Annotated in this window: 9 protein-coding genes; 6 read left to right on the top strand and 3 right to left on the bottom strand. The window is 43.9% G+C overall.

Going from position 1 to position 24,258, the window contains the following annotated elements:
* Positions 1 to 123: 123 nt before the first annotated feature.
* Both OCV39_RS16050 and OCV39_RS16055 read right to left on the bottom strand, forming a co-directional pair.
* On the bottom strand, positions 124 to 555 hold the full coding sequence (locus OCV39_RS16050) for a bactofilin family protein (RefSeq protein ID WP_136995035.1): 432 nt from the start codon (positions 553 to 555) through the stop codon (positions 124 to 126).
* Positions 459 to 1,406 (bottom strand): M23 family metallopeptidase, encoded by a 948-nt coding sequence (locus OCV39_RS16055; protein WP_113798572.1) that lies wholly within the window; start codon positions 1,404 to 1,406, stop codon positions 459 to 461. The genes OCV39_RS16050 and OCV39_RS16055 overlap by 97 nt, the downstream gene beginning before the upstream one ends.
* 249 nt (positions 1,407 to 1,655) lie before the next feature.
* Between OCV39_RS16055 and OCV39_RS16060 the strand changes: the two genes are divergently transcribed.
* The 6 genes from OCV39_RS16060 to OCV39_RS16085 all read left to right on the top strand — a co-directional run bounded on the left by OCV39_RS16060 (position 1,656) and on the right by OCV39_RS16085 (position 10,278).
* Positions 1,656 to 2,324, top strand: a complete 669-nt coding sequence (locus tag OCV39_RS16060) for an HAD family hydrolase (RefSeq protein ID WP_261889982.1) — start codon at positions 1,656 to 1,658, stop codon at positions 2,322 to 2,324.
* A 225-nt stretch (positions 2,325 to 2,549) separates the two neighbouring features.
* A complete protein-coding gene (locus OCV39_RS16065; RefSeq protein ID WP_261889983.1) occupies positions 2,550 to 4,586 on the top strand; it encodes a methyl-accepting chemotaxis protein in 2,037 nt (678 codons plus the stop codon).
* A gap of 349 nt (positions 4,587 to 4,935) precedes the next feature.
* The gene (locus OCV39_RS16070; protein WP_261889984.1) at positions 4,936 to 6,264 is read left to right on the top strand and encodes an anaerobic C4-dicarboxylate transporter; all 1,329 of its coding nucleotides are present in this window, start codon (positions 4,936 to 4,938) and stop codon (positions 6,262 to 6,264) included.
* Positions 6,265 to 6,695: 431 nt separating this feature from the next.
* Positions 6,696 to 7,688, top strand: a complete 993-nt coding sequence (locus OCV39_RS16075) for a BMP family ABC transporter substrate-binding protein (RefSeq protein WP_136995031.1) — start codon at positions 6,696 to 6,698, stop codon at positions 7,686 to 7,688.
* Positions 7,676 to 9,208 carry a GGDEF domain-containing protein gene (locus OCV39_RS16080; RefSeq protein ID WP_017052444.1) on the top strand — a complete coding sequence of 511 codons (1,533 nt, stop codon included), beginning with the start codon at positions 7,676 to 7,678 and terminating at the stop codon, positions 9,206 to 9,208. The genes OCV39_RS16075 and OCV39_RS16080 overlap by 13 nt, the downstream gene beginning before the upstream one ends.
* A 191-nt stretch (positions 9,209 to 9,399) precedes the next feature.
* Positions 9,400 to 10,278, top strand: coding sequence for a glycerol kinase (locus OCV39_RS16085; protein WP_261889985.1), 879 nt, complete (start codon positions 9,400 to 9,402; stop codon positions 10,276 to 10,278).
* Between the two features lie 179 nt (positions 10,279 to 10,457).
* Here OCV39_RS16085 and OCV39_RS16090 read toward each other — a convergent pair whose 3' ends face one another.
* On the bottom strand, positions 10,458 to 24,167 hold the full coding sequence (locus tag OCV39_RS16090) for a VCBS domain-containing protein (protein WP_261889986.1): 13,710 nt from the start codon (positions 24,165 to 24,167) through the stop codon (positions 10,458 to 10,460).
* Between the last annotated feature and the right edge of the window lie 91 nt (positions 24,168 to 24,258).

A 24,258-nucleotide genomic window follows, 5' to 3' on the forward strand; every position in this document is an offset into this window, starting at 1 on the left:
TATTAGCTACTAACCGATAAAAAGCCCCGAACGTATTGGCGTTCGGGGCTTTTTTTATTTCTGTTGTAAATAGGCTTATGTATTCTCTACCAAAGAATCAGACACCTACAACGCCACTATCGCTTATTGGTTCACTTGCGCCAATATCTCAGGGTCATCACACTTTCCGGCTTGCATTTCTTTTAGTTCAACAACTTGGTTTGAAGAAGCAGGGTGAGTCGTTCCGCTAAACTTACCGCCTTGTTCAATGCTTAAGTTGTCGCTGTAAATGGTACCACTCACTTGACCTTGACTGAGCACTTCAACACTATTGGCATGGCAGATACCATCAAGAGAACCGTTCACAATGACTTTGTCTGCAAATATTTCCCCTCGGATACAACCAGCTTGGCTGATCACTAGAGTCTTGGCGACATGAATTTCACCTTCAATCTCGCCATCAACTTGGATATCACTCTCTAGCTTGAATTGTCCGCTAATTGCACAACCTTTTGCGATGAGAGTTGTAGCTGAGCGCTGACTCTGTGCTCGACTTTGTTTACTAAAGATTCCCATCGGATACCTCGTTCTTTACTAAATATTGATTCAAATTCATTTACTCCCCAATCGACAAACGGTCGAGGATCTAACGCTCGGCCAACAAAACGAATTTCATAATGCAGATGTGGACCAGAAGACAGGCCACTATTTCCTGAGTAACCAATCAGGTCGCCTTTCTGTACAAAATTGCCCCTTTTCACTGCAAACTTTTTCAAGTGAGAGTATGAGCTCGAAAAGCCGTAAGAGTGTTGCAAACGTAAAAAATTACCGGAGCCTTTATTACTAGGCCTAGTCACTTCTACGACACCGTCTGCTGGTGCATAAATAGGAGTACCTGTATTTACTGCAAAATCTTGTCCGCGATGAGTCTTTATTTTGCCTGTGATAGGGTGCTTGCGTTTACCATAACCTGAAGAAATTCGCGCATTATGCACAGGAGCACCACTTGGAATCTGGGTGAGCATCACCATTCTGACAGAAGAGGTGATTGCTGCGGTATCTAAGCGTGATTCCAATTCACCACTACTCTCTTTCATTCCGAGAACTTTTTCTAAATCCCCTAAGCGGTCAGAGACAATATGCATTCGCTCTTCACGCTCTAACAGATCACTCTCTAAATCCAGTTTAAGATCTTTTAAAGAGGTCACTTCTTCAGTCAGCGTCATTGATTGACTGACGAGCTCTTGTTGCTTAGATTTTGCAAAATCAACTTCGTTCGACAAGTAGTAAATCGCACCACCAGCCGAAATCACACACGCAATGAACGAATACCCGACACATTTCAGGCAATGGCGATACCACTTATTTAAATGGTAATGTTTTGTCCCTCGCACTGAGGATACTGAAACAATGACTCTTTCTTTCATAACTACCAAAAGTCGCTAACCATTAGAAGTCGCCGATTCTAACAATCTTAAGCTCTATCCCGTAATGAATCGCTCATCAATTCCACACTATTCACATTGTTATTGTTCAATTTGTGATTTAGCGCCAAACTAACGCCCCATTGAATCGTTCCATTATTGCTTAAAGAGATGGCATCAATTCATGATATAAATATCAGTTCTTAACTCACTGCGCATGGCACGAAATACATTATTGATTGGAGATAAACCATGATCAAAGCACTACTTTTTGATATGGATGGACTGATTTTTGATACAGAATGGATCTATAAAGAGAGTTGGCAATACGCAACCCACCTTCAAGGTTTCGAGTTAAGTGACGAACTGTATTACGCATTTATTGGCGTTCAAGATAAAGATTGTGAGCGACTACTAACTCTGCATGTCTCAGACAAAATTGATTTAGATATGCACCGAAATACTCGTAATGCCTATTTTAATTCGATGCGAGACAGTGGAGGGATCAAATACAAATTCGGGTTCCATGCCCTATTTTCCACATTAAAAAGCAAAAACCTGAAATGCGCCTTAGTCACGTCATCACCTCGTTCTGACGTTGAACGTAATTTTGAAGGAAGCCTCTATTTAGATCAATTTGATGCCATCATCACCGCAGAAAGTGTTGCTCAAGGAAAACCAGGCCCTGACGGTTATTTAAAAGCCATGCAACAACTCGGCATTGCACCGGAAACATGCTTAGTACTTGAAGATTCTAACAATGGGGTGCGCGCAGGCCTAAAGGCTGGATGCATTACCGCGATGATACCTGACCTTTTAGGCCCAAGGCCGGATATAGAACCGCATATCCACTATATTCTGAGGGATCTCGAATCAGCCATTGGCATCATAGATTCTACACCTCAAGCTAAATTGCACTAAAAATACACTCACCCTATATGCCTATACAGCCATATTGTCTTGTTTTTAAACTAGAATAGAAGTGATGAAAGTTTTGGCTCCCATCTTAGGTCATATTCACAATAGAAATAAAAGCTTAATGTATATCAATATCCACTATTGATAATTTTGTAGTATGCGGTAAAACTGAACAATGAAATCATTCATCTAATATTGATATGTATGTCACCTAAACAAGGGCCACAAATGATAAATAGCTATAAAAACCGAAGTGTTGGGTTTCAACTCAAACTGGTCATTAGCCTGTGCTTACTCATTGCGTTCACTTCAATCGCAACATTAGCATATCGAACTGCATCAAAAACGCTACTCGAAACCACATTGACTGAACATCAGTCTAAAGTGGAAGCGATGGCTAAAACAATTTCAGGTCAATTCGATGCCTACCTGCATAGCGCAAAAACTTTAGAGTCCACTTTTCGAAATGGCTATCTAGCAGGTGTCTACTTAGAAGATTACACCGTTGATTTTCAGGGAAAAGAGATTTTTAACGTCACTCAATATGGGGAAAGCTTAATCAACGATACTAAGCTTGTTGACAGCTTTACCCGTGATACTGGCGCAGTCGCAACACTCTTTGTACCATCCGGAAATGATTGGGTTCGCGTATCGACATCTTTAAAGAACCCGACCGGTAACCGAGTCGTCGGAACGACCCTTGGAACCAACCATCCTGGTTATCAAAAACTGAAAAGTGGCCAACCTTACTTTTCACAAGTAAAACTGTTTGGCACAAATTACATCACTTACTACTCACCAATTTTGACCTCTGACGGTCGCTCTATGGGGATCTCATTCATTGGTTTACCTGTAGAAGAAGCAACGCAAGAGCTGTTTAAATCTCTAAACTCAGTACATTGGGGAGATACGGGCTACACCATTCTTGTCGATAATGCTCAAGGACGTCAAGGCCGCTACCTACTCCACCCTAAAAACGATGAGAACGATCCGCCGATCACTGAGACAACAGATTACGCAGGTAACAAACCTTACTTACAAATCTTCGAACAAGCTTCAGGAACCATTACATATCCATATGAATACAATGGAACGGTCGGTGAAAAATACTTAGTGTTCACCGAAGTTCCTGGCTGGAACTGGAAACTGCTAGGTGGCACATTTATTAAAGAAGTAACAAAAGGCAGCGATGAATTACTAAAATTAATCGCGCTCATTTCTGTACTCGTTGGCGCTGCAACATTTGTTGTATTGACCATCTTTTTGAATCGAACACTAAGTCCATTGACTTTGCTTAGTGGTTATATGACCAAGCTTGGTAAAGGCGAAGTCAGCATCAAAATCCCAATGGGCAGTGAGAATTCATCGAATGAGATCGTAAACCTCAACAATGGGGTTTCATCCATGGCGAGCCAGCTCGATGAATTGGTTACTCAAATCCGAACCACCAGTGATAGCGTAAGCGCTCAATCTAATGATGTTGCTGGTAATGCTAATCAAAGCTTAACTCAAGCAGATGCGCAACAGCAGCAGGTTGAACAAGTCGTCGCAGCAATCGAAGAGATGGCAACGTCTGCACAATCCGTTGCTGAACAGGTTGAAGCGATTGCAGAGAATGTACGCCAAGCAGACACAGATAGCCAAGCAGGGCTTGAAGTTGTGGAAAGCGTCTGCATTGATGTCGCGCAGTTGAATGACCAGCTAGACCAGTCTGCTGAAGCGATTGAAACGGTTAATAAAGATAGTGAAAGCATTCAATCGGTCACAAGAATGATTGATGAAATAGCAGAACAAACCAATTTACTCGCTCTTAATGCGGCTATCGAAGCGGCTCGTGCGGGTGAACAAGGCCGTGGGTTTGCGGTTGTTGCTGATGAAGTTCGCACACTTGCACATCGCACACAAACATCGGTTAAAGATGTGGTGACGATTATTGATCAGCTAAAAAGCTCGACAAGCAATGCAGTGAAGTTAATGACACAGAGTCAAGACAATGCAAACCATGTATTGAACAAAGCACAACAAGCAGGCGGCGCGCTAGAGTCAATTGCAGAACAAGTCCGCTCAATCGCGTCTCAAGCGGATACCATTGCCGCAACATCAGAGCAGCAAGCGCAAGTATCACAAGAAGTGGCAACCAGTGCGACCGAGATTAATGACCTTAACACTCAAAGTCGTAGTGTCAGTGAAAAAACATCCGCTAGCGCTCAGCAGCTTCAGCATGAGGCGAGCTCACTAAAACAGCAAGTTGATTTCTTCCATTAATAGACTCTTTGTTTAAAACGGTGATGACATTGATTTAGCCCAACGTCATCACCGAAGAGGATTTCACAATCATTGGGCCCCGCAATAACAGCGTTGTTGCGGGGTCTTCTTATATCCTCAATATGCATATTAATAAAAAGAATAATAAATTAACTCAGGAGGACAATTAACATAACGTTTTACCTACAGAATTCCCGTTATTTATTTACTTTCATCAGCCATAGCGTGACTAACCCTTAAGTATTAATATTCCATTTTTACTCGTTATTATTGTGTGAGCTGCATTTCATAAATTAAACCCATTTGAGCGGAAAATATATCCAACAATACTAATTAAAGGGATATATCTATGCTGTATTTAGAGTTTCTATTTTTGCTCTTAATGCTCTATATCGGTTCTCGCTACGGCGGTATCGGACTTGGAGTCGTGTCAGGAATCGGGCTTGTCGTTGAGGTCTTTGTTTTCAAAATGCCACCAACGTCTCCGCCAGTGACTGTGATGCTTATCATTTTAGCGGTTGTCACTTGTGCTTCAATTCTTGAAGCCGCAGGTGGATTGAAGTACATGCTTCAAGTCGCTGAAAAATTGCTAAGAAAAAATCCGAAGCGCGTGACGTTAATTGCCCCATTTGTTACCTATTCAATGACTTTCCTTCTGGGTACTGGTCATGCGGTTTACTCAATCATGCCCATTATTGGTGATGTTGCGTTGAAAAATGGTATTCGACCTGAACGACCAATGGCAGCCTCTTCTGTTGCATCCCAAATTGCCATTACTGCTTCGCCAATCTCTGCTGCTGTTGTCTATTACCTCGCGCAATTGACAGATATCCAAGCTGATATCACGCTGCTTTCTATCTTGCTGGTTACCGTTCCAGCAACGTTATTTGGTACGCTATTAATGTCTCTTTATAGCCTAAAACGCGGTAAAGAATTAGACGATGATGAAGAGTATCAAGCACGTTTGGAAGATCCTATTTGGCGCGAAAAAATCCTCAATACTACCGCGACATCTTTAGATGAAGAGCTACCAACCACTGCTCGTAATTCAGTATTAATCTTCTTAGCGGCGATTGCTGCCATTGTCTTCATTGCCATGGTTCCAGAGATCCGCACCATCGTTGACGGTGATAAACCCATTAAAATGTCGGTTATTATTCAAATGATGATGCTCGCGTTTGGTGGTGTAATTCTTCTCGCCACAAAAACCGATCCTAGAGACGTACCTAACGGCGTGGTGTTCAAATCAGGAATGGTTGCGGCTATCGCTATCTTCGGTATCGCATGGATGTCCGACACTTACTTCAAATATGCAATGCCACAATTTAGATCCGGTATTGTTGAAATGGTAACAAACTACCCTTGGACCTTCGCTTTAGCGCTATTCATTGTATCTGTTGTGGTTAACTCACAAGCAGCGACGGCTCGGATGATGCTTCCTGTTGGCTTAGGGTTAGGACTTGACCCAGCTTTACTGATCGGCTTGATGCCTGCAGTATATGGTTACTTCTTTATTCCGAACTACCCATCAGACATTGCAACCGTGAACTTTGATAGCTCAGGAACCACTAAAATTGGCAAGTGGTACTTCAACCACTCCTTCATGTCTGTCGGTTTAATCGGCGTCATTGGTGCCTGCTGCTTAGGCTATGTTCTAGGACAGATCGTCATCGGCTAAACAGCAGCAACTGAATAACAACAATTAAAACGCAGGTGCTCTAGCCTGAACATGAGTGCTTGCGTTTTCCCCTTCTTAATATGCCATTTAGAGTTTAAGTATCGCTTACCAGCTTTTATTAACTTAATAATAGAAAATCCTCGCTTAACCGTATATTCCCTCACAAATCAAATGGTTGCATTTCGTTACATTTGTAATATTGACAAGTACAAGTCGTATACTTTCCAATACGCACTCAATTGCTTTTAACAAATATCTAAAACTATAATCCAGTTGGCATTTTGTTTATTTTAATACCGTTATAATCAGCAATTGCGTCATTTAGGTGTTCAACTTATGGTCAATCCAAAGCAAAGTGCTGGCCAACATAATACATATAAAACTTAACACCTATGCGTCATACATAATAAAATAATAATTGAGACAATTCAGTGGCTAAAAAAATATTAGGGCTTATCGCAGCACTACTCACCTCCCACGCTCTTGCTGCTCATGACGAGTTAAAACCCTTAGTCTTATTTCAGGGAAAGTTAGATGAAGGAACTTATCTACACATGATTGATCGGGGCATCACTCGCTTTGAGGAGGTCTCTTTAATTCCCGTGACTCGTAAACGGCTTGAACGTGATAACGAAGCCTACCTCAGTGAGTTAAGAAAAAACGCAGAGCAAGGCTACAGCCCTATCATTGTTCAAGATGCTAATTCACTCGAACACTTTGATCAGGTGGCCAACAACTACCCATCGACTCGATTCATCTCTCTAGATGTCGCGTTCGATGTACCTAACATATTAGGCCTTACCTTTAACCATGCAGAAGGTGCCTATGTGATTGGTTACGCAGCAGGGCTAAAAACGACAACAAACAAAGTTGGGTTTATCGGCGGGTTAGATATTCCTGTCATTGAAAATTTCCGCTGTGGGTATGAATTAGGGCTAAAAAAGGCCAACCCAACAGCCACGCTTTCTACTGATTACATCAATACTGGCGCGTTTTCATGGGATGACTCTGCAACGGCGAAACGACTGGCAGAAACGATGACCAGCAATGATGTTGACGTTATATTTCCTGTCGCAGGCTTTGCTAGCCAAGCCGTCATGGAGACCATGAAAAATACAGAAGGTGGATTCAGTTTCGGAATCGACTATGACTACAGTAGTAAGTATCCAAACACGGTTGTAGCCTCATTAGAGAAGCGAGCTGACCGTGCTATTTTTGCGGCTCTAATGTTACTAAAAAATGATATATGGAACAGTAATGAGAAACGTTTTGGGATAAAACAAGGCATTATTAACATTATCATCAACCAGAATAATTCCAATTTATCCGATGATGAAAAAGAGCAGATCAATGATGTTCTCGTAAAACTGAAAGGCAAAAACAATTCAGTTACGCGTGAAATTTCAACCCTATGTCAGATATAAAAATGAAGAAACTCTCTTCCTACATTATTATTTTATATACCATACTAACCTTAGTTCCGATGCTGGTTATCGGAGGGTTTGGGGTAACAAAAACATTAATTTCTGAACAAAATGAGCAGAGAAACTTATACGAAAAAGTCCTTTCTCAACAGCTCATTAATGCTCAGAAATCACTAAGCCGCTTCGATCTCCCTCTAGCAGAGTTAGTGGTTAACGACCTTTCGCGCCTCGATTACATCACATCCGTAAGATTAGAGTCTGAAATTTATGCGATGACACTAGCAGAAGTCGTCAATGATACCACTCAAGCAACTGATCTAATTGAGTTCTCTTACCCTGTATATGGCGTGAAAGGCAATAGCTTAGGGAGCTTAGTGATCTACAAAGATAACGACGCATTTAGTAACGCTATTTATTACTCCATGCTACCTAAAGTAGTGCTATTCATTTTACTGGTTGCCTCGATCTCTTACCTTTTTAGCCGTCAAATACTCGCTACATTGAAAAAACCATTCAGCGATGTGCAAAATTTCACCTTATTGGTTGCCAATGGCGAATTTGAAACCCCGCCTCCGAAGCACAACCGCTTTGTCGAGATTGATGCTCTTTTTTCATCTTTAGAAACCATGCGTATTCGTCTATTGGGCTCTATGAAACAGCTAAGACGGAGTGAGGAACGCTACTCAAGAACCTACAATTTAACTCAAGTTTGTCTATTTGTTATCAACGTTAAGACGGGGAAAATAGTCAGGGCGAATCGTAAATTCATGCAGATATTTGGGAGTATTAAAGCCATCAATAATGCAGATGATGGCATGCTGCTGGCTCAATTCATCCGCTTACTTATGCTGCGTGAAAACAATAATGGATTCGAGTATTCACTGACTATTGCCAACTCTACGAAGTACTTTCAGGTAAACCACTCTGAACGAATTCAAGATGAAATTGAGTGCTCAGCTCTAGACATTAGTGAGCTTATCGAAGCAAAGCAACTGGCAGAATTACAACTAAAGACAGATGCTCTTACTGGGGTTCCAAATCGAGTTAGCTTTAACGCATTTGTTGAGCAAGTAGAAGATGGGTTCCACGATAGCTTTACACTTATGATGCTTGATTTAAATGGTTTTAAAGCCATCAACGATACTTATGGTCACCTCGCGGGAGATGCTCTTCTAAAAACGATCGCCTTGCGTTTAGCGGCCGATGTTGCGTCATTAGGTTCCGTCTACCGATTAGGTGGTGATGAGTTCATCGTTTGTCTCACCAAGCTTCACTCAGAAGAACGCCTTCAAGAGATCGCAAACTCATTAGTAAAATCTATTGAGGGCGTGATCCACCATAAAGGACACCTACTCTCCCTCTCTGCTAGTGTGGGCATTAGCCACTATCATGCCTCTAATGGCGTCGCGATTAGCGATATTTTACACGATGCAGATGTCGCCATGTACTATGCAAAAACACATAAATTGCCTCCTGTTTTCGCCCATGACTTAGCGATCTCTTCCGCTCAAAAAGCTTAGGCTATGGGTTGTTAGTCCTAGATTCTAAATTTTAGGGTTTAGGGTTTAGGGTTTAAAAACTTTAGCTTTGATTTTGAGTCGTTTTGATTATGAATAGCGTAGGTTCCAATAAGCTTTGGTCACTATGTCCAAAATACTCATGATTGCGGAATGCTGATATGATAAAGACGTCTTAACCTTGGAGCCTCTATATGTCTGAAAAAATCTCAACTTCTGCGCTTGCTAGACTGCGAGATATCGAACCCAAGCAACTATTTTCTGACTTAAAAAAAGCAGGCTATATTGTACGGGTAGAAGATAAGTGGATCCTTACTGAACAAGGCGAAAAGTTCGGCGGAGAGTTTCTTGATCACCCCAAATTTGGGCCTTTTATCATCTGGCCTAGCAACCTCCTCATTAATATGGACGCCACTACTGGTCAACTTCAAAGTGCCACTCAACTTGGCGAGCGATTTAAACTCAATGCAAAAAAAATCAACCAACTTTTAAGTGAATTAGGCTGGATTAAAAAAACAGATCAAGGTTGGGAAATCACAAGTTCCGGATTTCGAGTGGGCGGGGAGCAAAGAGAAGATAAAGCATCTGAAAGCCTATTTGCTTTATGGCACGATTCCATTTTACGTAACAAGCGACTAAAGCAGTCTGTTATTGAGTTCCTTGGACAAGATGCTGAGACTCACGCGACGGATAAATCAATATCCAGTTTTAGACAGAAGTTTGAAGCCAAGCACCGTACTCTTGATGGGCACTATGTTCGCTCTTCCGACGAACTAATCATTGATAATTGGCTGTATATGGCTGGTGTTGTCCATGCCTATGAGAGACAACTTCCAATCAATGAAGATGTCATCAGTGATTTTTATATTCCTGCTGGAAAAGTCTATTTGCAGTACTGGGGCTCAGAAACAAGTACAGGCAATAGTGAGGCTCGCGAACAGAAAAAAGCTGCCACTCTAGCGATATACCAAAAACACGGCTTTAACTTGATTGAGCTCTTCGCTGAAGATATTCCAAATCTAGATACGGTACTTCCACCAGCATTGCGCAAATTTGGAATCAAGGCTTACTAAGATTTATATAAAAAAGGGGGCTTACAATAGATCTCCGCAGAAATAATACCCCACGACCATGTTCTCGCTACTTATGTTCTCACAACTTACACTCTCACTACTTATGCTCTCGCCACGAAAGCGTCATCACTCAGCATAATCCATACGTCTTGCTGAGTGATTCAGTTACATCTTATGACTTACCCATCCACTTTCAGAATATGCAGGTCATCTTGCATAATACTCAGTAAATCGGCGGAAGAAATATCTGCGATATCCGGAACGTTATTAGGATTCAATTGCTCCCAACCGACTCCATCCAACACAATATCAGTCTGCCCACCTTGATTATCTAGTACTGAAATGACGGTACTCACCTCATCATCGAGCAAGGAAATATCGTCATTGACCGTAATTTCAATGCGTGAAAGTAGGTCATCAACCGATGGTGATGGCGGCAATAAATCAGAGATGTCGACAACGTCATGGTCAATAGAGAAATCACTCACGGTGTCAACAGATGGCATAGCAATGGTTCCTGAATGCTGCTCATCAAAGACAAAGCTATCATGCCCTGCACCACCAGACAGAATATCATCAGCGATAGTGCCATGAAGCTCATCGTCACCTTCATGCCCTTTCGTATCGGATAAGTTCAACTGGTTAGATTCAACCAATTTACTCACTCTCTCGGCACCCGATAGCAAACTCGCGTCTTCACCATATAACGAGTCTAGATCAACGCCCTGCAAAGTAATCGTCTGTAATGGCTCACCGAGTTCATTGTTAATCGTAATCAGAGCTTCGTTATCCACCTCTGTTATCTCAATTCTCTCCGCAAGCTCAGCGGAACTCCAAACATCATCAATATTCACAACGTCATGCAAATCAATCGTATCAATATTGATGTCGAAGTCTTTGACGATATCATTGCCAGGTAAAGCCACACTGCCCATAGAGCTACTTAACCATTTAAAGGTATCGGCTTGACCAGCATCACTTCCATCTTGCGGCCCTCCCCAAAGCAACTCATTATTTGTAGACCCCGTTAAAATATCGTCACCGACAACACCTTGCTGAATATGATTACCCAACACATTAATCGTTATCACCTGTTCAACACTATTCACACCATCTGATATCTCGACAGTGAAAGTATCTTGCTTAGTGTCTCCTTGCGCAATATTAACAGTGCTGCCCGCGGTGATGTCATATATCCAATCACCTGTCGCGGTATTGAAAGAGAGAGAGCCATAGGTACCAATCGCACTGGAGGTTAAAGACCAGCTCAAATCTGTTGGGGCAGAATCAATATCCGTTGCCGTCACCTGCCCTGAGATTTGTTCGATATAATCCTCTTGCACATCTCCTGTGCTTGAACCTGCGATCACAGGTTTATCGTTATCACCAACCAATGTGACGCTAACTATCTGTGGTGTACTTGCCCCGCCTTCATCGATCACATGGACTGTGAACGTTTCGGTAATAGGTGTAGTAGACAGCGCTTGAGAGAGCACCGCATCGAGTGTGTAAGTCCAAACACCTGTACTGCTGTTGATAGCAAAAAAACCATAACTGGATTGCCCAGATGTGAATGCGTAACTGACATCTTGATTTTCAGGATCTTGACCAAGGATAGAGCCTGTAGCCAGCGTCTGAACCTCTTCAGTAACACTGCCTAAAGTCACGCTTGTATCTGCGATAGTTGGCTTATCATTGGTTCCTACGACATCCACAGTCACCACCTGTGAAGTCATTCCACCGTTTCCATCATCAACATGGATGGTAAACGTATCCTGAACCGTTTCATCAACTAACAAGTTGGCTTTCGCTGGATCTATAGTATAAGTCCAATCACCCGTCACACGATCAATATGCAGGTCGCCGTAACTGCCCTCTTTGTCTTGTGAGTCATCGTCAAATTTAAACGCATGCACATCAGAAGTGTCTTTATCAAAAATGACTAGCGATCCACTATCTACAGATACGCCTTCTTCTTCAACTCGTCCATTCACCTCGCTATTAGCAAGTTCAACTGAAGGTAAATCATTGGTTCCGTTGACCTCAAACTCGACAAGTTGAGTGTCAGATAAACCATGTTCATCGGTGACTTTTACCATATATTGAAGGGTGATTGATTCGCCAACAGCGAGCTCTTGGAACTCATCAAGTGTATTATTGAAATCGAAATCCCACGCCCCTGTTGTTGAATTCACTACTAACGTGCCGCGAGAATCTCCGCTAACCACTTGCCAATTGTGAGTGTCGGTTAAATCTGGATCGCCACTATCGAAGACTCCAGACAGCAAGGTTAAGGTATCTTCACTCATTTGCTGTGTGGCAATCGCGACGATATCTGGCGCGTCATTAGTACCGTTGATCGTCACAACGATATCCATGGGAACAGATTCACCACTGTGGTTATCTTTCGCAATGATCTGCACTGTATCTGTCGTTGACTCCCCTTGAGCCAAGCGGATAACCGCAGGGTTAGTTTCATCAATTTCATAGGTCCAATGGCCATTAGCATCAATACTGATGGTGCCGAGTGTTCCATCGGTTTTTACATGATAGGTGGTGGTATCACCCACATCGACATCACTGGCGGCTAACTTACCCGTCGCCGTACTACCATCTACCGCAGAAACCGACCCTGAATCATCACCAGAGAGAGTGGGCAGATCATTACTTCCCTCAATATTGACGGTTACCGTCCGTGTCACAGATGCACCCAAATCATCTTTTGCGGTCACGATGAAGGTTTCGCTTGCCGATTCCCCTGCGGCTAATGCTTGAACATGTGCAGCTGAGTTATAAATGCTATAGCTCCACTCTCCATCTTCATCAACGGTGAACTCGCCATAAGTGCCTTTAAGCGATGTGCCATCAGCAATGGTTTTTGGTACGAATTTAACCGTATCACCGGAGTCAACATCATCCGCGGTTAAGTTGCGAGTAACACTGACAACGTTATCTTCACTGAGAACCGCACTATCAACCCCCGCGATGGTTGGCGCTTCATTGGTTCCGTGGATCGTGACAATGATATCTTGCGTATCAAATGTCGATGGGTCACCCAAATTAGAAGCACTATCCGTCAACTGAACGTTGAAGGTTTCTGTTAATGTGTCTGCTGGCGTTCTACCGTTAAGAGCAATAACCGTAGGGTTAGTTTCATCAACATCATAGGTCCACTTACCATTTGCCCCCAACGAGAACACACCATAAGTGCCTGCAATACTGTTATCAATCCATGTATGTGTATCGGTATTGTCCACATCTCCCGTGGTTAACTGACCAGAAATCGTGCCACTGTTGTCGGCATCAACTGAGCCTGTAATTTTACCGCCAATGCTCGGAATATCATTAGTCCCTGTAACATCAACCACAATCTCTAATAATTCAGGATCTCCATGCTCATCAACTACGGTTTTTCCATTTTCATCCACCACGTAAACTGCGAAAACATCTTGTACAGAATCACCATCTTGTAGCCCTTGAACCGCAGCACTATTATTATCAAGAGTGAAGACCCAGTGACCATTCGCATCAACAGTCAAATCACCGTATTTACCTGCACCATCCACCAGAGTCCATGTTGGATTCGCCCCTAGGCCTGAATCTGCGGGAAGCTGTAATGCTCCCTCTTGTGTGATAGTCCCATCGGCTGCTCCATCTTGATCATCAATATCCTCTTGAGCATTCAGCCGCAAAATCTCGACATCACCTAAAGAGATATCCTCAGCGGAACCAACCACTTTAATTTGGATCTCTCTCGTATCAATCAATCCATCAGAGTCGACGACTTTTATGGTGAAGCTATCGTACTGAATTTCCCCCGCATCCAATCCATTGACCACTGAATCATTATCTAACTGATATTCCCACTCGCCCGTCACGCTGTTCAAAGTTAACGAACCATAGGTGCCTACAGCATTTGTTTCAATGCTCCAAGTATGTGAATCACCAAAGTCAGGATCATCAATACCCAGCACACCACTGATGTTGGTCGTTATATCTTCTATGGTTTCACCGACAACAACGAGATCATCTTGTGTAGCTGGAGTATCTGTCGCAAAAGTGATTTCAGGTTTGTCATCAGTACCATTAATCGCAATATTTACAGTGTAAAAACCACTTCCCGTATTAATGCGCCAGGTTTCATTGATCACTTGTCCCGTCTTAAGTCCTTGAACTAAATCCGAGTTGTTAGCCAGTTGGTATTCCCATTCGCCAGTTGTGGTATTTTTAACTAAAGAGCCGAATGAACCGCCATCGACCGGTTCCGCTGTTCCTGCAATGTTCAATCGCAAACCACCAGGATCAGTCAATGCGGTTTGTACTAGTGTCCCATCTTCGGTCACTTCTGCTTTTAAGATCTCAATCGGTGTACCGCCAGAGCCGGAACCACTATCATTGTCCCAACCGTGAACCTCAATAGTGATGGTGTGATTCGCTGATTTCCCGCCATCATTATCGGTTCCAGATACGTAAAATGTTTCTGTTGCCACTTCTCCTGGGTTCAATGCTTGTGTATCAGGATCGTTGTTATCCAACACATACAGCCATTCACCATTATTACCCAGTGTTAACGTACCAAATTTACCTACACCAAAAGTTGCACCGCCATCTGCACTCGCATCCTCAATCGCCCAACTGACTAATGAACTGTTATTATCCACGTCTGTAGAGACCAACTGCCCCGAAGCTTGTAGCAACGAGTTATCCGCAAGATCGGCACTGTCTTCAACCACAGAACCAGAAGAGGCTCCGCTAATCAACGGAATGTCATTGGTTCCCTTTATTGTGATCTCTATGTCTTGTGTGACGACACCACCGAAGTCATCCGTCGCGACGACATTAAAGGTTTCGGTTTTACTATCACCTTCCGCGAGCGATTCGATCAACGCGGCATTTGGAGTAAATTTCCAATGACCATCAGCGTCAATACTGAAAGTACCGTAATTCCCTTGATAAGGCGCACTCTCTGGCACAGGTGTAAATTGGGGAGTATCTAAATTATCAATATCGTCTAAATCAAGTTTGCCTGACAGGTGATCCGGAGTTTGGTTTTCGGTGAAGGTATCGCTGACATCGCCAGAAATCGTAGGTAAGTCGTTGCTGCCTTGGATGGTCACCGTGACGGTTTTTGTCGAAGTCGCGCCGTGCTCATCTTCAACCGTTACGTCAAACGTCTCGGTAAGATGCTGATTAGGATTCAGGTTTTGCACCGCATCAGTGTCTTTATTTAAAAGGTACGTCCACGCACCAGTAGAAGACATGATGAAGTTTCCGTGGCTACCTACCAAGCTCGAAGGTGACCATATATGGTTATTATCGTCAGCATCAGGGTCGCCATCTTGGAGTTGACCGCTAATCGTTGAGACATCTTCACTAATGGTTTTGCTAAGCGCACCCTTGATATTTGGTGCATCGTTAGCCCCGTCAATATCGATCACGACCGTCTTAACTGAGGTTTCACCAAACTTATCAGTCACGCGGATTTGAATCGAATCATGCAGCTCACCCACATCACCTTGGTCTAATTGGTTCACTGCATTATTGCCATTATCTAAGCTGTATGACCAAGAACCATTAGGGTTGAGCGTCAAGGTGCCATACTGCCCCGTTGAACCAATAATTTCCCAATCGAGCACATCGTCTCTGTCAGGATCACCTGAATCGAACGTCCCTGAAATCAGATTAGGTATGGAGTCTTCAACAATGCTGTAACTCGCATCCAGATTAATATCAGGGGTTGTATTTGTTCCCGCGACATCAATGTTAACGGTGATTAAGGTCTTTGCGCCATCAAGATCGGTTACTTCAACTTGGAAGCTATCGGTTTCATTAATTCCAGGCGGGATCTCTTGCGTCGCGTATCGATCACTATCTAAATGATAGGTCCACAGACCATTTGAATCGACTTCCAACGTTCCGTACGTACCATTAGCAACGCCATTAATATCTTCCGATAACACTTTCCACGTATGTGTATCGTTAACATCAATGTCACTTACTACCAACTGGCCCGAAGCCACTTCTTTACTGCCTGAATCTTCAATTACACTGCCAGAAGTCGTGCCCGTTAGCGTTGGTTTATCGTTCGAACCATGAATCGTAACGGTGATAGTCTCTTGATTCGAAGTATTGTTTGAACTGCCACTGTCGTCTTTGACCGTGACATAAAACGTTTCGGTCAATGACTCGGTCGACAAAAGTTCTTGAACCGAAGAGTTAGTATTATCCAGTACATAAGTCCATTTACCATCATCGTCAATCGAAATCGAACCAAAATGACCTTTGCCCGTTTTAAGTGACCAAGAGTGATCATCGGTTGTATCAACGTCCCCATGATTCAATGTGCCCGATGTCGTGATATCGGCATTAATATCATTCGCTGGGAAGTTATCTTCTGTCACTGCATTGGTGAAAGTTCCTGAAATGACAGGTTGATCATTCGTACCCACAATGTCTAGAGTCACTTCCTGAGTGTCGACTTGATTGTGTTTATCAATCACTTGAATCGTGAACGTTTCTTGTACCCTTTCGCCTTCCGCTAAAGCTTGTGTATTTGTGCCTTGAAGCAGAGTACTTTCGAGATCATAAGTCCACTGCCCATTTTGGTCGATAGAGATTGAGCCATAGGTGCCTTCCTGCCCCCCCACAATCGACCACACGTGGGTTTCATTTTCATCAGGATCGCCTGAGAGAAGTTGGCCTGTCGCTTGAGTGGTCACATCTTCGGTTAATAACCCATTCGAGACACCATTAATGTCAGGTTTATCGTTATGCCCAATAACTTCGACATTAACTTCGTGGAAATCTCGCCCGCCTCTACCATCAGTCACTCTAATTCTAAAGGCTTGCTCTTGATAAGTGACTCCCTCTTCCATGAAGTTCGATTTTGCAGGGTCTAAGGTGTAAGTCCAAACGCCATTATTATCAATGGAAATCGAGCCATACAGACCTTGAGTACCGCCAACTACTCTCCACTGGTGATTATCAGAAGTGGGGTAAACATCGACATCACTGACATCAAGATCGCCTTGAGCCGTAAAAACACGATCCTCAATCACTAGACCTGTATCGTTATACGCCCCATCAATCACTGGCGCATCGTTGGTGCCTTTCACTTTAACGGTGATAACTTGTGTATCAATACCACCATTATCATCATCGACTTGAACGGTGAATTTTTCTTTATAGACTCTGTTTTTCTGTAGCTCTTGAGCTTTATCATTATCAATAACATAAGTCCAAGAACCACTATCAGGATCGATACTAAACGTACCATATCGACCAGCACCATCCTCGTTTGCAGCTAAACCCCAGACATGATCATCGGTAAGATCCACATCACCTGTATTTAAATCACCAGAAATCGATCCTGAATTTTGGTCTTCTTTGATGAGTAAACTGGTATCCCCCGAAATATTGGGGGCATCATTGGTGCCGTTAATTGTAATTACAATCTGAGTAGAATCTTGTCCGGAATGGCCGTCATCAACCAACACATCAAATGTTTCTTTGCGAGTCTCGTTCGCCGCGAGGAAATCAACTTTGGTGTCATCTAATGTATATTCCCAAAGCCCGGAAGCCGTGAGCGTGATGGTTCCATACAAACCTTGATAGCTAGCAGGGGAAGCATTAGTGGCAGGGCTACCTTCAAGGTTCCAAGTATGTCCATCAAGCACATCATCATCTGAAACCATCAACTGGCCTGAAGCTTGATTATCGCTTGCAATATCCTCGGTAACCGAACCGGCATCTGGCCCTGAAATTTCGGGCAGATCATTGGTTCCTTTGATGCTGATTACAATATTTTCCTGGCGAGTTCCGCCTAGACCGTCATCTACCTCAACCGCAAAGGTTTCAGTCCGCGTTTCACCTTCTGCTAATTTTTGAGCGGCAACGTTATCTAAGGTATAGGTCCACACACCAGCGGTTGTAATCGAGATTTCTCCAAATTCACTATCGGTGAGACCGACCATGCGCCACGTATGAGTTGCGCCATCATCAACATCTTGTGCTATTAGAGTGCCAGTTGCCGAGTAGATGTTATCTTCTTGCACGGTTTCAGCAAGGGAACCCACAACGGCATGTGGTGCATCATTCTGGCCTGTAACTGTTATCGTTACGGTTTGGATCTCACTCGCGGTACCACTATTGTCGGTGGCGGTATAAGTGAAGGTGACCGTCTCTTGAACACCAACTTTGAGGTGATCAAAAGCATTCTGCGGATCAAAATCAAAACTACCATTCGCATTAAAGTCTAAATGCCCTTTGCCAACACTAGACACCAATTGATAATTGGCGATCGTGCCATCAACATCAAAAGCATCAGTTACTTGAGATGATAATATTAGATTCTCTGTTGTGCTTTCTGTTGAATCATAAGCCACGGGACCGTCATTGGTGCCTTCAATCGTGACCTTAACAATTTGAGTCGTTCCATCCACGGCAGTCACTGTGAATTCACTAACAAGAGGTGCGCTTGTGGTATTCAGGTTGTCATAAGCGCTGTGAGCATCAAAAGTCCAGTGGCCAGACGTATCGATGCTGAATGTTCCGTATTGCCCTGCATTGGTTTGGGCCTTAAATTCATTGGCATTATCAACATCAAGGTTGGTCAAATCGCCACTAGTCGAAAGTGCAGCATCGGTTTCTTGTAAAACTTTAACCAAATCACCGTCGATCACAGCCGTATCGTTAGAACCATTGACTGTAATCGTTAACGTTTCAGTATCCGTTCCGCCTTTACCATCACTGATCACATATTGAATTTGAACGTCAGCGGTTTGGTTATCGTTGAGGTAATCAAACTGACCATCGGTGAAAAATGTCAGCTTATTATCGATAATTTCAACTCGACCTTTTAGATCGGAACCACTGCCATCAAGTAAAGTAATGGTTGCAGAAGTAATGGTGAGATTTGAGTTATCTACATCGGTATCATTTGAAAGCACATCCACAACAACAGACGGATTATCTTCTCCCAGTGACGAAACATCTGCCGTCGCGACAGGGGCATCATTGGTTCCACTTATGGTTACGGTTATATTCGTTTCGGTTCCGTCCGCTGATTTCACGGTGAAAACATCGACTAAAGGTGCATCATCTACATTTAGGTAATCGAAGGTTTCCTTCGCGACAAAGGTCCACACTCCAGCACTATTGATATTGAAGATGCCATAGCTGCCAGCCTGATTAACAATAGGTTGAATTGTATTATCACCGTCCACATCAACGACATCTAAATCTCCCGATGTTGATAAAACGGCATCGGTTTCAACTAAATCTCGGCTACTGATATTTGAGAATTGAGCATCATCATTCACGCCAGTAATGGTCACTGTGATGGTGTGTTCGGTACCGTCTAGCGATTTGACGGTGAACTGTTCTGATTTTGTCTCACCTTCTCCTAGATACTGTACTTTGTCATTGGCGACGGAGTAATCCCAATGACCTAATTCATCAATGGTGATACTACCAAGTGCGTCAGCGGCAGGTGTTACGCTGCTAATATCAAACTTCGCTTCGTCAGCGCCATCGACGTCAGTGATTTCCAACTTACCGGAATCGCTGAGCGTTGGGTTGGCGGCATCTTCTGTTACCGTTCCGGTATCAACACCTGTAATTTCAGCGGCATCATTCACACCCGTAATGGTTACGTTGATAGTATGCTCAGTGCCGTCCAAAGATTCGACAGTGAACTGTTCTGATTTGGTCTCACCTTCGCCAAGATACTGCACTTTGGCATTGGCGACGGAATAGTCCCAGTTGCCAGATTCATTGATAATAAGGCTACCTAATGCACCAACACTGGCCGTCACACTGGTAGTATCAAACTTCGCTTCGTCAGTCCCATCGACGTCAGTGATCTCCAGTTTGCCAGAATCACTGAGCATTGGATTAGCGGCATCTTCTGTCACTGCACCTGTATCGACACCTGTGATGGCTGCGGCGTCATTCACGCCTGTAATAGTCACGGTAATGGTATGTTCAGTACCGTCTAAAGATTTGACGGTGAACACTTCGGATTTAGTCTCACCTTCTCCGAGATACTGTACTTTGTCATTGGCGACGGTGTAATCCCAATTGCCTAGTTCATCAATGGTGATACTGCCAAGTGCGTCAGCGGCAGGTGTGACACTGCTAATATCAAACTTCGCTTCGTCAGCGCCATCGACGTCAGTAATTTCCAGTTTTCCGGAGTCACTAAGAATTGGATTGGCAGCATCTTCAATTACCACACCAGTATCTACGCCCGTAATGACAGCCGCATCATTCACGCCGGTGATCGTAACGGTAATGGTGTGATCGGTGCCGTCCAAAGATTCAACGGTGAACTCTTCAGATTTAGTCTCACCTTCACCGAGATATTGCACCGCAGCATTAGCGACAGAGTAACTCCAATTACCCGCTTCCGTTAAAGTGAGCGCACCAAGGGTTCCAGTCGCAGCAACCACGCTATTGGTTTTAAAGCTGGCTTCATCACTGCCATCCGTATCAGAAACTCGTAATGAACCATTGTCGCTTAGCATTGGCGAGTTAGTGTCTTCTACGACAGAGCCCAATGCATCGCCAGAAATCTCGGCAGCATCATTTACACCAGTAATAGTCACGGTGATGGTGTGTTCGGTACCATCCAACGATTCGACGGTGAACTGTTCAGATTTAGTCTCACCTTCGCCAAGATACTGCACTTTGGTATTATCGACGGAGTAATCCCAGTTGCCAGATTCATCAATGGTGATACTGCCAAGTGCGTCAGCGGCAGGTGTGACACTGCTAATATCAAACTTCGCTTCGTCAACGCCATCGACGTCAGTAATTTCCAGTTTTCCGGAGTCACTAAGCATTGGATTGGCAGCATCTTCTGTCACTGCACCTGTATCGACACCTGTAATTTCAGCAGCATCATTCACGCCAGTAATGGTTACGGTGATGGTGTGTTCGGTGCCGTCCAAAGATTTGACGGAGAACACTTCAGATTTGATCTCACCTTCACCAAGATATTGCACTTTGTCATTGGCGACGGTGTAATCCCAGTTGCCAGACTCATCGAGAATAAGGCTACCTAATGCGCCCGCACTGGCCACCACGCTAGTGGTATCAAACTTCGCTTCGTCAGCGCCATCGACGTCAGTGACTTCCAGTTTTCCGGAATCGCTGAGAATTGGGTTGGCGGCATCTTCAATTACTGCACCAGTATCAACACCTGTAATGACAGCAGCATCGTTTACGCCAGTGATGGTAACGGTAATGGTGTGCTCTGTGCCGTCCAAAGATTTGACGGTGAACACCTCGGATTTGGTTTCACCTTCTCCGAGATACTGCACTTTGGCATTATCGACGGAGTAATCCCAATTGCCAGATTCATTGATGGTGACACTACCCAGAGCGTCAGCAGCGGCTGTCACACTATTGATATCAAACTTGGCTTCATCAGTGCCATCGACGTCAGTGATCTCCAGTTTGCCAGAATCACTGAGCATTGGATTAGCGGCATCTTCAATTACGGCACCGGTATCGACACCCGTAATGACAGCGGCATCATTCACGCCTGTAATAGTCACGGTAATGGTGTGCTCGGTGCCGTCTAAAGATTCAACGGTGAACACTTCAGATTTGGTTTCACCTTCTCCAAGATATTGCACTTTGGCATTGGCGACGGTGTAATCCCAATTGCCTAGTTCATCAATGGTGATACTACCAAGTGCGTCTGCGGCAGGTGTTACGCTGCTAATATCAAACTTCGCTTCGTCAGCGCCATCCACGTCAGTGATTTCCAACTTACCGGAATCGCTGAGAGTTGGGTTAGCGGCATCTTCTGTTACCGTTCCAGTATCAACACCTGTAATTTCAGCGGCATCATTCACACCCGTAATGGTTACGGTGATGGTGTGCTCGGTGCCGTCCAAAGATTTGACGGTGAACACCTCGGATTTGGTTTCACCTTCTCCGAGATACTGCACGTTTTCATTAGCGACAGTGTAATCCCAGTTGCCAGATTCATTGACAGTAAGGCTACCTAATACGCCAGCACTGGATGTCACACTATTGGTATCAAACTTCGCTTCGTCAGTCCCATCAACATCGGTGATCTCCAGCTTGCCCGAATCACTGAGCGTTGGATTGGCGGCATCTTCAATTACTGCACCGGTATCCACACCCGTAATGACAGCAGCATCGTTTACGCCAGTGATGGTAACGGTAATGGTGTGCTCTGTGCCGTCCAACGATTCAACGGTGAACACTTCGGATTTGGTTTCACCTTCTCCGAGATACTGCACTTTGGCATTATCGACGGAGTAATCCCAATTGCCAGATTCATCAATGGTGATACTGCCAAGTGCGCCAGCGGCAGGTGTGACACTGCTAATATCAAACTTCGCTTCGTCAGCGCCATCGACGTCAGTGATTTCCAGTTTTCCGGAGTCACTAAGAATTGGATTGGCAGCATCTTCAATTACCACACCAGTATCTACGCCCGTAATGACAGCCGCATCATTCACGCCGGTGATCGTAACGGTAATGGTGTGATCGGTGCCGTCCAAAGATTCAACGGTGAACTCTTCAGATTTAGTCTCACCTTCACCGAGATATTGCACCGCAGCATTAGCGACAGAGTAACTCCAATCACCCGCTTCCGTTAAAGTGAGCGCACCAAGGGTTCCAGTCGCAGCAACCACGCTATTGGTTTTAAAGCTGGCTTCATCATCTCCATCGAGATCAGAAATGCGTAAAGAACCACTATCTTGCAGAAGCGGTAACGATGTATCCTCCGTTACCGCACCAGAATCATCCCCAGAAATAGAAGCCGGATCATTTAGGCCTTGAACCGTGATCGTCACTGTTTTTGTTTCACTCACACCGCCCTCATTATCCGTAGCGGTATAAGTAAACGTTAGCTGACTACTTTCACCAGCCGCAAGAAAATCAAAATCAGTACCGGGATCGAAAGAATAAGAACCATCTAAGTTAAAGGTAAGCTGGCCTTGGGTTACATCATCAACGACTTGGTATGAACTAATCGTCCCATCAACATCAGTTGCATCAGGCACTTGTGCTGTAAGAATTTGGTTTTCATCTGTTGTTTGAGAAGAATCAGAGGCAACTGGGAGATCATTAATAGGGTTGATACGAAACTGAACTTCACCTTGCTGGATAGAGTTATCTTCTCCTTGATTATCATCGACAGAATAGCCAAAGGCACCAGCGTCATCACCCGGAACATAATCATCTGGAGCGTCGTATTGAAGGCTATCAAATTCTGCAAGAGTCAGCTCTTGGCCGATAGAAATCGGGGTTCCGTCGGCAAGGGTTATTTGCCCTAAATTGGGTAACTCAGTCACGGTTATAGTTAATACATCACCATCTGAATCGGCTGGTAGGGTGAGGTTTAACGCGCTGTCTTGTGACTCCTCATCAAAAGATCTGATTTCCGTTGCCGCGAAAGGCGTCGCATTAACGAGTAAATCAAGGAGTGCCAGACTCTGAGTTTCTGAAAGCGCGACTTCTGAATTCGCGGTTGTTTCAAAAAACGTTTCGGCAAGCGTCTCTAGTAACGTAGCTTCAATTGATGCAGCCAAAGTTACACTGGAACTCAAACCTGCACCCGCTGCTGCCGCTTGTTCTTCATTTAATGTAGGGTCAATACCATCTTCAATATCTTGTAGGATTTGGGCGATATCATCCCCAAGTGGAAGCGGTTGAATATCATTATCTTCCCCTACAATTTCGACATTTAACGAAGAATTATTATCCGGAGTAGTCGTTGTGCCAACAATTACATCACCAGGGCTTGGGGACACACCATCTGCGAGAATCAATAATTTGCCTTTTTTGTCTATAACGAGTGTATTCGAGACACTTTCCAGCATTGAAAGTAATTGAATTCCCATATGTCCCCTTAAACGCCTCTGGTGCGTAATTTTATAAAACTAGCTAGTATAACCTTCTTATATAACAATTTTATCATTAAATAAAATCATA

The organism is Vibrio cortegadensis, assembly GCF_024347395.1.
GTDB lineage: Bacteria > Pseudomonadota > Gammaproteobacteria > Enterobacterales > Vibrionaceae > Vibrio > Vibrio cortegadensis.